The sequence below is a fragment of the Pseudomonas putida genome (assembly GCF_030159595.1).
Lineage (GTDB): Bacteria > Pseudomonadota > Gammaproteobacteria > Pseudomonadales > Pseudomonadaceae > Aquipseudomonas > Aquipseudomonas putida_AC.
Map to the genome: position 1 here is coordinate 1 of NZ_BSKJ01000003.1, position 13,941 is coordinate 13,941.

Sequence of the window (13,941 nt, forward strand, 5' to 3'; positions counted from 1 at the left end):
TGAGAGTAGGTCATCGTCAAGATTCATTTCGCAAAACCCCTATCTGCGCATGCAGGTAGGGGTTTTGTCTTTGTGGGCCGAAAAAGATCCGCCGGATTCACGCAATCCCTGTAGGAGTGGCTACAGCCGCGAGCACCGGCCAAGCCGGTGCCATCCATCCACCGTGTCGCCCGCTCCTCCAGTTCATGAAATGTGCGTCATTTATGCCTGACGAATCGCGGAGCAATGCTACGCTCGCGGAAATACTCAGCACGGATATCCACCATGGAAATGAACTGGCACCAGGCCTTGCAAGAGAGCCTGAGCTGGCTGGCGATCGCCTCGTTCATCACCCTTCTCTGCTTCGCGGCAGCCGCCACATTGGCGGTGCGTTGCACGCGCTGGGGCAATCAGTTCTGGCAATTAGCCGGTCCCTACTTCAGTTTCAGGCGCAGTTGGCGACCGTTGTTGGTGTTTGCCCTGTTGCTGGTCCTTACCCTGTTCTCGGTTCGCCTGAACGTGCTGTTCTCGTTTTGGTACAACGGCTTCTACAGCGCCCTGCAGGGCCTTGACCAAGCCGCTTTCTGGTACCTGCTCGGCGTCTTTGCCGTGTTGGCCACCATCCATGTGCTGCGCTCGCTGTTCACCTTCTATGTAAGCCAGGCCTTCAGCATCAAGTGGCGGGTATGGCTGACCGAACGCCTGACCCACGACTGGATGCAGGGCGATGCCTACTACCGGGGCCAGTTCCTCGCCGAGCCGGTGGACAACCCCGACCAGCGTATCGAACTGGACATCAACGCCTTCGTCACCAACTCGGTGAGCCTGGCGCTGGGCGCGGTCAGTGCGCTGGTTTCGCTGGTGGCATTCACCGGCATCCTCTGGGGCCTGTCGGCACCGCTGGCGGTGGCCGGGGTGGAGATCCCCCGGGCGATGGTGTTTGCCGTTTACCTGTATGTCATCGTCGCCACCTGGGTCGCCTTCCGTCTCGGGCGCCCATTGATCCGCCTGAACTTCCTCAACGAAAAACTCACCGCGAACTTCCGTTATGCGCTGATGCGCTTGCGTGAGAACGCCGAGAACATCGCCTTCTATCAAGGTGCTCAGGTCGAGCGGGGCACCTTGCTGGGCCGCTTTGCTGCCTTGATCGTGAATGCCTGGGCCTTGGTGTTCCGAAACCTCAAGTTCAGTGGTTTCAACTTAGGTGTCAGCCAGGTCGCCGTGGTGTTCCCGTTCATTCTGCAGGCGCCGCGCTTCTTCAGTGGGGCGATCAAGTTGGGGGATGTCATGCAAACGTCCCAGGCCTTTGGCCAGGTACAGGATTCGTTATCGTTCTTCCGTGAGTCGTATGATGCGTTTGCCCAGTACCGGGCGACCCTCGACCGTCTGACCGGGTTTATCGATGCCAATGAGCAGGCGAGCGCATTGCCACGCGTTCTTACCGACGACCAGCCGCATGCGCTGCAGATCATCCGCCTGCAGGTGCTGCGTCCGGACGGGCACGCCCTCATTGCCGACCTGGACCTGAGCCTGCACGCGGGTCAGGCGCTGTTGATCAAAGGGCCATCGGGCAGTGGTAAAACCACGCTGCTGCGGGCCCTGGCGGGCCTTTGGCCGTATGCAGAAGGTGAGGTCAGGCGGCCAATGGGTCATCAGGCACTGTTCCTGTCACAGCGCCCGTACCTGCCACTGGGTGACTTGCGTGCTGTCATTGCCTACCCGGCAGCCAGCAAGCCTGAGGATGAGGCGCGCATGCAGCAGGCGTTGCGTCAGGTCAACCTGGCTCACCTGGCCGAGCGCCTGGACGTCAGTTGCGACTGGTCACACATCCTTTCGGTGGGTGAGCAACAGCGTCTGGCATTCGCTCGGGTGCTGTTCAACCGGCCGCAGGTGGTGTTCCTCGACGAGTCTACCTCGGCGATGGACGAGGGCCTCGAACATGCCTTGTATGCGTTGTTGCGCTCGGAAATGCCGGGGGCACTGCTGGTCAGTGTCGGCCACCGCAGCACGCTGACAGCGTTCCATACCCATCGGCTGGAAGTGGATGGGCATGGCGGTTGGTCGTTGCTGGAGCAGGAGGCTGCGCTGGCCTAGTCCGCGTCCGGGCGCTGATCTCCGTCCAGCATGGCGATCAGCCGGGCTCTTTCCAGGCTCAGCGCAGCAGTATCAACCCCACCAGGGTGGCGCCAGCGAACCCCGCGCCCACCAGAAAGGTTGCCTGAAATCCTGCACCATCCCATAGCAACCCAGCTACCACGCTGGCGGCCAGCAACGCCACGCCGGTCAGCAGGTTGAACAGGCCGAAGGCGGTACCACGCAGGTTGGCCGGGGCACTGTCGGCGATCATGGCCGCGAAGACACCTTGGCTGAAGCCCAGGTGCAGGCCCCAGGCTGTAACCCCCAGGGCCAGCCCGCCCCAGCCTGGTAGCAGGGCCAGCAGCAGGTCGGCTGCGACCAGCAAGCCCAACCCGGCCATCAGCACACCACGGCGCCCCACCCGGTCCGACAGCGCCCCGGCAGGGTAGGCCGACAGTGAGTAAGCCAGCGCCATCACGACCAGCACCGCCGGGGCCCACAGCGGTGCCAGGCCCATGTCCTGGGCACGCAGCAGCAGGAACGCTTCGCTGAAGCGGGCGAGGGTGAACAACGTGGCCAGGCCGATCAGTCGCCAATACGCCGACCCGAGGTGCACCATCTCGTGCAGTGCCAACGGTGTGCGTACCGGACGTGTTGCAGGCGGCGTTTCAGGTTCGCGAACGAAGGCGATGAGGATGTACACCGCTACAAATGCCGGGATCACCGCTACCCAGAATACGGTTTGGAAATGGCTCGCGGTCAGCCACATCAACGCGATTGCCAACAACGGTCCGAGGAAGGCGCCTACGGTATCGAGCGCCTGGCGCAGGCCGAACGCAGCGCCCCGCAACTCGGCGGGGGTGACATCGGCCACCAGTGCATCGCGCGGCGCCCCACGAATACCTTTGCCGATGCGGTCCACGAAACGTGCTGCGGTCAGCCACTCCAGCCCGGAGGCAATGGGGAATACCGGCTTGGTCAGCGCAGCCAGGCCATAGCCGAGCACCGTCAGCAGCTTGCGCTTGCCCAGCCGGTCGCTGAGGGCGCCGGAAAACACCTTGGTGATCGATGCAGTCGCTTCGGCAATGCCTTCGATAACGCCCACCGCTACGACCGACGTACCGAGCACGGTGACCATGTAAAGCGGCAGCAGGGCATGGATCATCTCCGAGGAAATGTCCATGAACATCGATACAAAGCCCAGTGCCCAGACGCTGCGAGGGATCTTGGGCAGGTTTCTGGTGGCACCTGCGGCGCTGCTTTCTTCATGTCTGCGCATGTGGGGTCCTGGCAGAGTTGCTACGTTCGAAACTGTAGGAGCCGGTGCGCAGGATGCAAGACTTCGCACGTTGCGAACAGCAACTGCTCTATCCCAGGTTGCAGCAAAGTTCCGTTACAAACATGTAAACTTCGTAAATAAGATTTACTCGCATTTGCATCTCTCTATATTTACCACCCCTGTTGGCCACCAAACTGTGTTTGTGGGGCCGGTGGGCGAGGGCTCCCGGTTTCCGACAGGGATGTGCCTTTTCGCTCATGAATCGCAGGAGATGTACCCATGCAGTGCAGAACTTCACCCAACAGCCTGGCCCTGGCGTTCGTCGCGCTGGCGTCGCCGGCCATGATGGCCACCGCGGCGGAAGCCGAGGAGCAGCGTGCGGGTGAGGTGCTGGAAGTGCCGGTCGCCGACAACGCGCTGGTGATCCAGGACACTCTGGTCACCGCCGAGCGCGAGGCGCGCCAGGCCTTGGGCTCGTCGATCATCACCGCCGAAGACATCAAACGCCACCCGCCGGCCAATGACCTGTCCGATATCATCCGCCGCGAGCCCGGTGTCAACCTGACCGGCAACAGCGCCAGTGGCGCGCGGGGCAACAACCGCCAGATCGACCTGCGTGGCATGGGCCCGGAAAACACCCTGATTCTCATCGATGGCAAGCCGTCCAGCGCACGCAACGCCGTGCGTTATGGCTGGAACGGTGACCGTGACACCCGTGGTGAAACCAACTGGGTGCCGGCCGAAGCGGTCGAGCGCATCGAGATCCTGCGCGGCCCGGCTGCCGCACGCTACGGTTCCGGCGCCATGGGCGGGGTGGTCAATATCATCACCAAACGCCCCACCGACGAACTCAAGGGCAGTGTCAGCCTGTACACGCAACTGCCGGAAGACAGCGCCGAAGGCGCCAGCCGCCGCGCCAACTTCAACCTGGGTGGAGGCCTTACCGACAACCTTGGGTTCCGCCTGTATGGCGGCGTGGCCAAGACCGACGCCGACGACCTCGATATCAACGCGAGCCACGCCAACAGTGCGCTGGTTGCCGGCCGTGAGGGCGTGCGCAACAAAGACATCAACGGCCTTCTGAGCTGGAAACTCAACGACGAGCATCGTCTCGAAGCCAGCGCAGGCTACAGCCGTCAGGGCAACCTCTACGCTGGCGACACCATGAACAGCAACGGCGGCAGCGATGTCGTGTTGATTTCCAGCCTGTATGGTCATGAAACCAACATCATGCAGCGCAGCACTTACGACCTGACCCACTTGGGCGACTTCACCTGGGGCACCAGCAAGACCACCCTGGCGTATGAATATGTGCGTAACTGGCGCCTCAACGAAGGCTTGGCGGGTGGCCCTGAAGGGGCGATCAACGACAGCGGCGCGGCGATGTCGCGGCTGCGCAACACGCGTTTGAGCAGTGAGGTCAACGTGCCGTTCGCCATGGGCAGCACTGAGCATGTGCTGACCTTGGGCGGCGAGTACCTGTACGAGTCGCTCAACGACCAGGGTTCGTTCCGCCCGCAAAGCTTCGATCCGAGTGAGTCGGGTAGTGACGCGATCAGCGGCTTCGACCGCAGCGAAACGAAGATGACGGCCAGAAGCTATGCCGTGTTCGTCGAGGACAATATTGTCCTGGGTGATACGACCGTGACGCCTGGCTTGCGTTTTGACCACCACGAGATGTTTGGCGACAACTTCAGCCCAAGCCTGAACCTGTCGCACAAACTGACCGAGGCGCTGTCGATCAAGGGAGGTATTGCGCGTGCCTACAAGGTGCCGAACCTGTACCAGTCGAACCCCAACTACCTGCTCTACAGTCGCGGTCAGGGCTGCAGTGTGCAGCAGACCAACTCCGGCGGCTGCTACCTGCAAGGTAATGCCGACCTCAAGCCGGAGATCAGCGTCAACAAGGAAATCGGCCTGCTGTACGACCGCGGCACATGGCGTACCAGCGCGACCTACTTCCGCAACGACTACAAGAACAAGATCATCGGCGGGACCGATGTGCTCTACGCCATCAACAGCGGTCGCCGCGTGACTCAGTGGGAGAACGCGGGCGAGGCGCGAGTGGAAGGTATCGAAGGCAACTTCTTCATCGAATTGACGCCGACCCTGGACTGGAACACCAACCTGACCTGGATGCTCGACAACGACAACCGCGAAACTGGCGAGCCGCTGTCGGTGATCCCGGAATACACCGTCAACACCACCCTCGACTGGCGTGCCACCGAGCAGCTGTCGTTCCAGGTGGCGGGCACCTACTTTGGCAAGCAGAAGTCGCCGACCTACAACTACCGCACCCAGCAGGACTACGACAAGACCGCGCAGCAGGACGTCGAGGCCTATGGCCTGGTGGATCTGAGTGCCGGGTACAAGTTCAACGCCAACTACGACGTGCGGGTCGGGGTGAACAACGTGTTCGACAAGCAGATCCTGCGGGGCGGCAACGCCAGCAGCTCGGGGGCCAACACCTATAACCAGCCGGGCAGGGCGGTGTTTGCTGCGCTGAATATCAACTTCTGATCCAAGGGGCCGCTTTGCGGCCCAATCGCCGGCAAGCCAGCTCCCACAGAATCTGCACAGTCATCGAGCCCTGTGCAGTCCCTGTGGGAGCTGGCTTGCCGGCGATTGGGCTGCGCAGCAGCCCTGGCCTCATCACTGGACTCAAGGAGCCCTCCGATGATCAAAGCCCCCGCCTGGCTACAGATTCTCTCCCGCAGCACCGCCGCGCTGCTGGGTGGTTATGCCCTCAGCTACGCCGCCAGCGCGTGCCTGGCCCGCATCATGCCGTTGGCTGCCACCGACGCGGTCATCGTCGCGACTCTGCCGACGTTCATCTTCTACACCGCCGCCATCCTCTGGGCCTTCGCCTGCCGGGATGCCCTGCGCGCCTGGGCGCCGCTGGTACTGGCCACGCCCCTTGCCCTGATCGGCTTCTGGCCACAGGTACTGGAGCGACTGGCATGAAGAACACCTTCACCCAATCGATGGCCTGGCTGCACACCTGGGCGGGGCTGGTCTTCGGCTGGCTGCTGTTCGCCATCTTCGTCACTGGCACCCTGGCGGTGTTCGACAAGGAACTCAACCACTGGATGCAGCCGGAAATCCCGGCCACCCAGGTGTCCCAGGCTGACGCAGCCCAGCGTGCCATCGCCTACCTGCAGGCCCATGAACCCAAGGCCGGCAACTGGGGCATCAGCCTGCCGAGCGAGCGTTCGCCCGGCCTGCGCGTGTCCACTGGCGAGCGTCGCCATGGTGGTGGCGTGCAACTCGACCCGCGCACCGGCGAAGCCATCGAGGTGCGTGACAGCGTTGGCGGCAACTTCTTCTTCCGCTTCCACTTCACCCTCGACCTGCCACGCAACTGGGGCATCTTCGTGGTCGGCGCGCTGGCGCTGGTGATGCTGGCTGCGTTGGTCACCGGTATCGTCATCCACAAGAAGATTTTCAAGGAGTTCTTCACCTTCCGACCGAACAAGGGCCAGCGCTCGTGGCTGGATTTCCACAACGCCAGCGCGGTGCTGTTGCTGCCGTTCCACCTGATGATCACCTATACCGGCCTGGTGATCTTCATGCTTATTTATATCCCTGCCGGGGTGGATGCACTCTTTGCCGGTGACACCCGCGCCTACTTCCAGGCACAGGGTAATGCCCGACTGGAACAGCCGCGTGGCCTGGCCAGGCAGCCGGCCACCCTGGTCGATGTGGCGCCGTTGCTGGCTCAGGCCGAGGCGCGGCTGGGGCCTATTGGCGGCTTGAACATCCGCAACCCCAACACCGCAGCGGCGCGTATCGAAATCCGCCCCGAACTGGGCAACCGCATCGCCCTCGCCAAGGGGCAGGCCATGGTCTTCGACGGCGTCAGCGGGGCGTTACTCAGCGATGTGCCTGAATGGCGTGCGGCACCGCTGACCCAACGGGTCATGGTCGGCCTGCACTTCGCCCAGTTCGGCGGCTACCCGATGCGCTGGCTGTACTTCATGTGCGGGTTGGTCAGTTGCCTGATGATCGCCAGCGGCCTGGTGCTGTTCTGCGTGAAGCGTGGGCGCAAATACGCCAGCGCCACCGCCGAGGCATCGGCACGGCGTTGGTATCGGGTGGCCGAAGTGTGCAACGTGGGCTTCATCAGCGGCCTCTTGCTGGCATGCGTCGGGCTGCTGTGGGCCAGCCGCTTGCTACCTGTGGAATGGGTGCACCGAGAGAGTTGGGAGGTGCGCGCGTTCTTTGGCGTATGGCTGCTGGCATTGTTGCATGCCGGCGTCAGGCCGGCACGGCGGGCCTGGGTCGAGCAACTGCTGCTGGCGGCATTGCTGTGCATCGGTCTGGGTGCATTTGGCGGCCTCGAAGACGCGATGCGCCTGGGTGTGGCGGGCTGTGCGCTGGCGCTGGGGGTGTTGCTGGGTCTGGTGGCCTGGCGGGTTTGGCACGCGCAGCCAGCGCAACAGAAGACCAGGCTAGGTCGGCAACAGGAGGCCAAGGCATGATGATGTGGATCATCGGCGGTGTGTTGTTCGCCTACGCCGGCATGTTCGGGCTGTGCCAAGGGCTGGAGCGGCATTACAAGCAGGTGTGGAACCGGGCCAGCCCACGGCTGTTGTGTATCGGCTTGCGCGGCGCTGGGTGGCTGGCATTGCTGGTCAGCCTGGTACTGTGTGCCCGGGCCTGGGGTTGGGCGATGGGGGCGGTGGCCTGGTTTGGCGCGATGTCGCTGGCGGGGATGGTGCTGGTGATGGTGCTGCCGTACTGGCCACGGCTGGCGGTGGGTTTGATGGCGGCGGTGCCAGTGTGGGGCTTGGTGTCGCTGCTGACCTGACTGTGCCTCATTGCTCTAAAGGCAACTGCCACATAGTTACAGCCAAATGCGACGCGGCGTGCTAAACCATGGGCCCCAGCCCGCTGCGAGAGAGCCCCGGTGAAAGCCGTCCGCCTGACCCTGATCTGCCATGCCCTGACCCAGGCCCAGAAGACCGGGCGCCTGCACTGTACTGATGACGACATCTTGCCGTTGGCCCACCGACCAGACGCTATCCTGCCCGGTACGAGGGTGCTGACCGCGCCAGAGCGGCGAGCCCGTGCGACAGCGGCGTGGTTATCGGGGCTGGCGCAGGTCGAGCCGGCGTTGGCCGATTGCGATCTGGGGCATTGGCAGGGGCTGGCGTTGAAGCAATTGCAGGCTGAGCAGCCTGAGGCGTTGGCACAATGGTTACGGGATCCGGCCAGTGCGCTGCATGGGGGGGAGTCGTTCGCCGCACTGTGCCAGCGCCTGGCCGCCTGGCTGGCAGCCTTCGACAGGCCGGGCGATTGGCTGGCGGTGACCCACCCCATGGTCATGCGCGCTGTGTTGGTACAGGTGCTGGGGTGCCCGATGAGTGCCAGTCAGTGTATCGACGTGTTGCCGCTGTCACGCCTGGAACTGAGCTTTACCGGGCAATGGCGACTGCGCCTGGGCTAAGGCTCAGAACGCCAGCTTGTAGCCGATCAACAGCAGCATCGCCGCCAGGCACGGCCGCAGCACGCGGTCGGAGATGCGCCCGGTGAGGTGGCTGCCCAGGTAGATGCCTGGCAGCGAGCCCAGCAGCAGGTAGCCCAGCAGCGACCAGTCCATATTGCCCATACCCGCGTGGCCAAGGCCTGCTACCAGGGTGAGTGGCACGGCGTGGGCGATCTCGGTACCGACCAGGCGGCGGGTGACCAGGAACGGGTACAGCAGGAACAGCGCCACGGTACCCAGGGCGCCAGCACCGATGGAGGTGAGGGTGACCATCACGCCCAGCACCACGCCGGTCAGCACCGTGAGGGTGTTCAGGCTGCGGTCGCTGAGGTGGTAGTGGTCACCGGCATGACGGCTGGCGAACGCCTGCAGGCGCGATTTGAACAGAATGGCCAGCGCGGTCAGGATCAGCACCACTGCCAGGCCTTGCTTGATGATGGCATTGAGTGCCGAGGTGTCGGTGTGCAGGGTGCTGAGAAACCACAGGGTCAGCGCCGCCGCAGGCACGCTGCCCAGGCTGAGCAGGCCGGTGATCTTCCAGTCGATGTTCTTCTGGCGCGCATGCACCCAGACGCCACTGGCCTTGGTGATCGCCGCATAGAGCAGGTCGGTGCCGACGGCCGTCGCCGGGTTGATGCCAAACCACAACAGGATAGGGGTCATCAGCGAGCCGCCACCGACGCCGGTCATGCCGACGATGAAACCCACGACCAGGCCAGCAATGGTGAAACCGAAAGAACCTACATCCATACGCTACTCGACTGCCCAACTTTGCCCGTTATCGGATGCAGCCAGCATATAGATTTTTTTATAGCCAAATAGACTTGTTCGTTATTAGGTTATAACCGGGTGCACCCTGCATGCTGCACCCGGTCAGCGATCGGTCATCACCACCATCACATGCGCATCGCCACCGTCCTCGCTTTCCGACAGGTAGATATGCCCCACCTGGCTATCGAAATACGCAGTCTCCTGAGGCCCGATACTCACGGCCTCACCGGTTTCGAACTCGATGCGCACGCGCCCGCTCAGCACCAGCGCGAACTCCTGCCCCGGGTGGCGGATAAAATCGTCGAACTGGCCGCGCTCGCGGGCAATGATGCGGGCATACGCCGGTGTCATGCGCCGTTCGGGGAAGTCGCCTGCGATGGGGTGGTAGTCGTAGGTACCGGTCGAGTAGCCCGCCGCCGCCGGCAATGAATCGACCACCACGGTCACCGGCACCGGGGCGCTGACCGTGCCGCTGGCGCGAAACAGCTGGGCAATGTCGACGTTCAGCGCCCGCGCAGCAGCGGCGAGTTTTTCGTAACTGACCGACACCTGCGCCAGCTCCATCTTCGACAAGGTGGACAGCGGTACGCCACTGGCTTCTGACAATTGCTTGAGGGTCATCTGGCGCGCCTTGCGCACCTGGCGCAGGCGCTGGCCGACTACGGCGCGGTCCAGCAGGGGTAGGGCAGCGGGCATTCAGGTTTCTCGGCATACGGCGTTGGTCGGGCATCTTACCTTGGACACTTGCGCATTTCTAAATTCTCATATATTAGAATTCTCATAAATGATAATTTTCCCGGCAGGAGCGTGCATGACCCCGACCTACGACACCCTGATCATCGGTGCCGGCATTGCCGGTGCCTCCTTGGGCTATCGCCTGGCAGGCCAGCAGCGGGTGCTGTTGCTCGAGCGCGAATCGCAGCCTGGCTACCATTCCACCGGGCGTTCGGCGGCCATGTTCATGGAGGCTTACGGCACCCCACAGATCCAAGCGCTGACCCGCGCCAGTCGGGCTTTCTACGAAACGCCGCCGCAAGGCTTCTGCGAGCACCCGCTGCTGGAGCCGCGTGGCTGCCTGTATGTGGCCAGCCTGGAGCAGCGGGAGCTGCTTGAGCACACCCACGCACAGAACCTGGCCAATGGCACTGAGGTCAGCCTGCTTGACCGTGACGCCGCGCTGGCACTGGTACCCAGCCTGCGCAGCGAAACCCTGGCTGGCGCAGTGCTGGAGCCGGGCGCGATGGACTTGGATGTGCACGCGCTGCATCAGGGCTTCTTGCGCGGTTACCGCGCTGCCGGTGGTGAGCTGCGCTGCAACGCCGAGCTGATCCAGGCCTGGTACCTGGACAACTTGTGGCAGGTGGAATTGGCTGATGGCAGCCGTCTGCAGGCACGCCAGCTGGTGAATGCCGCAGGCGCCTGGGCGGACCGTGTGGCCGAGCAGTGCGGCGTGGCGCGCATTGGCCTGCAACCGTGCCGGCGCAGCGCGTTCACCTTCCCTGGCCCGGCAGACCAGGACTTCGCCCGCTGGCCAGCGGTGATCGGCGTCGACGAAAGCTTCTACTTCAAACCCGACGCCGGCCAGCTGCTCGGTTCGCCTGCCAATGCCGACCCGGTCGAGCCGCAGGACGCCGCGCCGGAAGAGCTCGATGTGGCGTTGGGCATCTACAACATCGAAGCCATGACTACCTTGGCGATCCGCCGCCCCAGCCACACCTGGGCCGGTCTGCGCTCGTTCGTCGCTGACGGCGACCTGGTGATCGGGTTCGATGCGCACGCCCCCGCGTTTTTCTGGCTGGCGGCGCAAGGTGGCTATGGCATCCAGTCGGCCGCTGGCGCTTCGCGCCTGGCCGCCGACCTGCTGCTCGGTCAACCCCTGTGTTCTAGCCTTGTCAGCCAGGGCGTGGCGCCCGAACGCCTGTCCCCGGCCCGTTTCCAGCAACCTTGAAAGGAGCATCCCATGAGCAATGACATCCAGCGTTTCCCCAGCAGCCTGCCGTTCCCGTTTTCGCGTGCGGTGAAGGCAGGTGGTTTTCTGTTCCTCTCCGGCCAGGTGCCGATGAGCACCAGCGGTGAAGTGGTGCGCGGAGATATCCAGGCCCAGACCCGCGCTGCCTGTGAGCGCATTGCCGAAAGCCTGGCGGCTTGCGGTGCGCGTTTCGACCAGGTGGTGAAGGCCACGGTATGGCTGTCGGACATGAGCCACTTCGCCGGCTTCAACGAGGTCTACAAGGAATTCTTCGGCGCGGCGCTGCCGGTGCGCTCGACGGTGGCCTCGGCGTTGGCGCTGGGGGTGGATGTGGAAATTGAAGTGCAGGCGTTTGTCGGCGATTTGTGACCGAACAAAGCGCCCATGCGTGAGCGGCCTTGTGTCGTAAAGGGCCGCAAGGCCGCTCACACAAAAGCTATGCCGTGCCAGTGACACAACAATAATTCCAGAGGTTCACATGCAAGAGCAGCTGAAGATTGCCGGCGCATTTGTCGGCGTGATCGTGGGGGCGGGGTTCGCCTCGGGGCGGGAACTGTTGTTGTTTTTTGTCGATTTCGGTCTCTGGGGGCTGGTCGGCGCGCTGGTCAGCGCGGCCCTGTTCACCTTCCTCGGGATGGCCTTGGCAGGGTTGGGTAACCGCCAGCAGGCCACCTCGCACAAGGATGTGATTCAGGCCATTTGCGGCCGCCACTTGGGCCTGTTCGTCGACTGGCTGATCACCTTCTTCATGTTCGCCGTCACCGTGGTGATGCTGGCCGGTGGTGGTGCATTGCTGGAGCAGCAGTTCGGCGTTCCGGCACTGGCTGGTAGCGTGCTGGTAACGCTGGTGGTGGTGGCGATCGTGTGCCTGGACGTGCGCAAGGTGATCCTGGCCATTGGCGCCATTACCCCGCTGTTGATCCTGGTGGCTTCGGCCATTGCCTTGTATGCCGTGTTCACCCGCGAGCAGAGCTTCGCCGCGCTCGATCACCTGGCCAGCCAGCAGCAAGCCGGCACCCGCCACTGGCTGTTGGGGGCGTTCCTGTATGTGTCGTACAACATCGTCGCCGGAGCGCCGATCCTGGCCATTCTGGGTGGTTCGGCCACGGGCGAGAAAACGGCTGTATGGGGTGGCCTGCTCGGTGGTGCGGCGCTCGGTGGCCTGATGCTGGTAATGAGTGCCGGGCTGCTGTCGCGCCTGGACAACGTGGCCGACTTGCCGATGCCGATGCTGTCGATTGCCAACGAAGTGTCGCCGCTATTGGGGCTGGTCATGTGCCTGATCATCTTCGGCATGATCGTCAACACGGCGGTGGGTACGCTGTTTTCGTTCCTTTCGCGGCTGTTGCCGGCGGGCACGGCGAAGTTTCGTTGGGGCTCGGTGGTGACCGGCACGGTAGCGTTCGCCTGCAGCCTGGTGGGGTTCATCAGCCTGGTGGGGGAGGTGTACCCGTTGTTTGGCTACCTGGGGTTCGTGCTGATGGCGGCGGTGTTGCTGGCGTGGGTGCGGCGGAGCAGGGCAACGAAAGCGGCGGTGGCATGAAAAAGGGGCGCCAAGCGCCCCTCTTTGGGCCCATCAGATCCTGAAGCTGCCTACCAGCTGCTTCAAGCGCCCGGCCTGCTGGGCCAGCTGGTCGCAATGACGCAGGGTGTCGTTGAGGTTCTCCACCCCTTGCTGGTTCAGGGCGTTGATCTGGGTGATATCCAGGTTGAGGCTCTCGACCACGGCGGTCTGCTCTTCGGTCGCGGTCGCCACCGATTGGTTCATGCCATCGATTTCGCCGATGCGTTGGGTCACGCTGGCCAGGCGCTCGCCGGCCTGGTTGGCTACCTGCACGGTCTGCTCGCTGGACACCTGGCTGGTGTTCATGGTGTGTACCGCTTCACGTGAACCCACCTGCAGGCTGGTGATCATGCGGTGGATCTCTTCTGCCGATTCCTGGGTACGGTGCGCCAGGTTGCGCACTTCGTCGGCCACCACGGCAAAGCCTCGGCCGGCTTCACCGGCACGGGCCGCCTCGATCGCGGCGTTCAGTGCCAGCAGGTTGGTCTGCTGCGAAATACCCTTGATCACGTCGAGAATCTTGCCGATTTCGTCAGTGCTGGCGTTGAGTGTTTCGATCTGCGCGCAGGATTCGCTGATGCGCTGCGACAGGGCGGTCATGGCGCTGATCGCTTCTTCCACCACTTCACGGCCACCGTGGGCCTGCTCGCTGGCGCCGCTGGCGTGCTGCGAGGCATCGGCGGCGTTGCGGGCGATTTCCTGGGTGGCGGCGCCCAGTTCGTTGATGGCCGCAGCCACGCTGTTGGTGCGCATGCTTTGTTCTTCCGAGCCGCTGATCGACGCGTTGGACGCGCTGACCACCTTTTCCGACAGGT

At 63.4% G+C, this 13,941-nt stretch carries 13 protein-coding genes; 9 read left to right on the plus strand and 4 right to left on the minus strand.

Annotated elements, in window-relative coordinates; all coding sequences use genetic code 11:
- Positions 1-264 precede the first annotated feature (264 nt).
- Complete coding sequence (locus QQL85_RS07325) at positions 265-2,073, plus strand: ABC transporter ATP-binding protein/permease (RefSeq protein ID WP_284355824.1); 1,809 nt, start codon at positions 265-267, stop codon at positions 2,071-2,073.
- 58 nt (positions 2,074-2,131) lie between these two features.
- On the opposite strand, the gene QQL85_RS07330 is transcribed toward QQL85_RS07325, so the two are convergent.
- The gene (locus QQL85_RS07330; protein ID WP_284355825.1) at positions 2,132-3,334 is read right to left on the minus strand and encodes an MFS transporter; all 1,203 of its coding nucleotides are present in this window, start codon (positions 3,332-3,334) and stop codon (positions 2,132-2,134) included.
- 279 nt (positions 3,335-3,613) lie between these two features.
- Between QQL85_RS07330 and QQL85_RS07335 the strand changes: the two genes are divergently transcribed.
- The 5 genes from QQL85_RS07335 (at position 3,614) to QQL85_RS07355 (ending at position 8,783) form a co-directional block, all read left to right on the plus strand.
- Positions 3,614-5,854 (plus strand): TonB-dependent siderophore receptor, encoded by a 2,241-nt coding sequence (locus QQL85_RS07335; protein ID WP_284355826.1) that lies wholly within the window; start codon positions 3,614-3,616, stop codon positions 5,852-5,854.
- A gap of 156 nt (positions 5,855-6,010) precedes the next feature.
- Complete coding sequence (locus QQL85_RS07340) at positions 6,011-6,298, plus strand: iron transporter (protein ID WP_284355827.1); 288 nt, start codon at positions 6,011-6,013, stop codon at positions 6,296-6,298.
- Positions 6,295-7,815 (plus strand): PepSY-associated TM helix domain-containing protein, encoded by a 1,521-nt coding sequence (locus tag QQL85_RS07345; RefSeq protein ID WP_284355828.1) that lies wholly within the window; start codon positions 6,295-6,297, stop codon positions 7,813-7,815. Before QQL85_RS07340 ends, QQL85_RS07345 begins: the two co-directional genes overlap by 4 nt.
- The gene (locus QQL85_RS07350) at positions 7,812-8,144 is read left to right on the plus strand and encodes a DUF3325 domain-containing protein (protein WP_284355829.1); all 333 of its coding nucleotides are present in this window, start codon (positions 7,812-7,814) and stop codon (positions 8,142-8,144) included. The genes QQL85_RS07345 and QQL85_RS07350 overlap by 4 nt, the downstream gene beginning before the upstream one ends.
- A 99-nt stretch (positions 8,145-8,243) precedes the next feature.
- Positions 8,244-8,783 carry a histidine phosphatase family protein gene (locus tag QQL85_RS07355; protein ID WP_284355830.1) on the plus strand — a complete coding sequence of 180 codons (540 nt, stop codon included), beginning with the start codon at positions 8,244-8,246 and terminating at the stop codon, positions 8,781-8,783.
- Positions 8,784-8,786: 3 nt separating this feature from the next.
- On the opposite strand, the gene QQL85_RS07360 is transcribed toward QQL85_RS07355, so the two are convergent.
- Both QQL85_RS07360 and QQL85_RS07365 read right to left on the minus strand, forming a co-directional pair.
- Positions 8,787-9,572, minus strand: a complete 786-nt coding sequence (locus QQL85_RS07360; protein ID WP_086977816.1) for a sulfite exporter TauE/SafE family protein — start codon at positions 9,570-9,572, stop codon at positions 8,787-8,789.
- Positions 9,573-9,695: 123 nt separating this feature from the next.
- On the minus strand, positions 9,696-10,289 hold the full coding sequence (locus QQL85_RS07365) for a helix-turn-helix domain-containing protein (protein ID WP_284355831.1): 594 nt from the start codon (positions 10,287-10,289) through the stop codon (positions 9,696-9,698).
- 115 nt (positions 10,290-10,404) lie between these two features.
- Between QQL85_RS07365 and QQL85_RS07370 the strand changes: the two genes are divergently transcribed.
- The 3 genes from QQL85_RS07370 to QQL85_RS07380 all read left to right on the plus strand — a co-directional run bounded on the left by QQL85_RS07370 (position 10,405) and on the right by QQL85_RS07380 (position 13,105).
- Entirely contained in the window at positions 10,405-11,541 is a 1,137-nt protein-coding gene (locus tag QQL85_RS07370; RefSeq protein ID WP_284355832.1) for an NAD(P)/FAD-dependent oxidoreductase, read from the plus strand.
- Between the two features lie 12 nt (positions 11,542-11,553).
- The gene (locus tag QQL85_RS07375; protein ID WP_284355833.1) at positions 11,554-11,931 is read left to right on the plus strand and encodes a RidA family protein; all 378 of its coding nucleotides are present in this window, start codon (positions 11,554-11,556) and stop codon (positions 11,929-11,931) included.
- A gap of 109 nt (positions 11,932-12,040) precedes the next feature.
- Positions 12,041-13,105, plus strand: a complete 1,065-nt coding sequence (locus QQL85_RS07380; protein WP_284355834.1) for a YkvI family membrane protein — start codon at positions 12,041-12,043, stop codon at positions 13,103-13,105.
- A 33-nt stretch (positions 13,106-13,138) separates the two neighbouring features.
- On the opposite strand, the gene QQL85_RS26725 is transcribed toward QQL85_RS07380, so the two are convergent.
- Positions 13,139-13,879 (minus strand): methyl-accepting chemotaxis protein, encoded by a 741-nt coding sequence (locus QQL85_RS26725; RefSeq protein ID WP_371040093.1) that lies wholly within the window; start codon positions 13,877-13,879, stop codon positions 13,139-13,141.
- Positions 13,880-13,941: the final 62 nt, after the last annotated feature.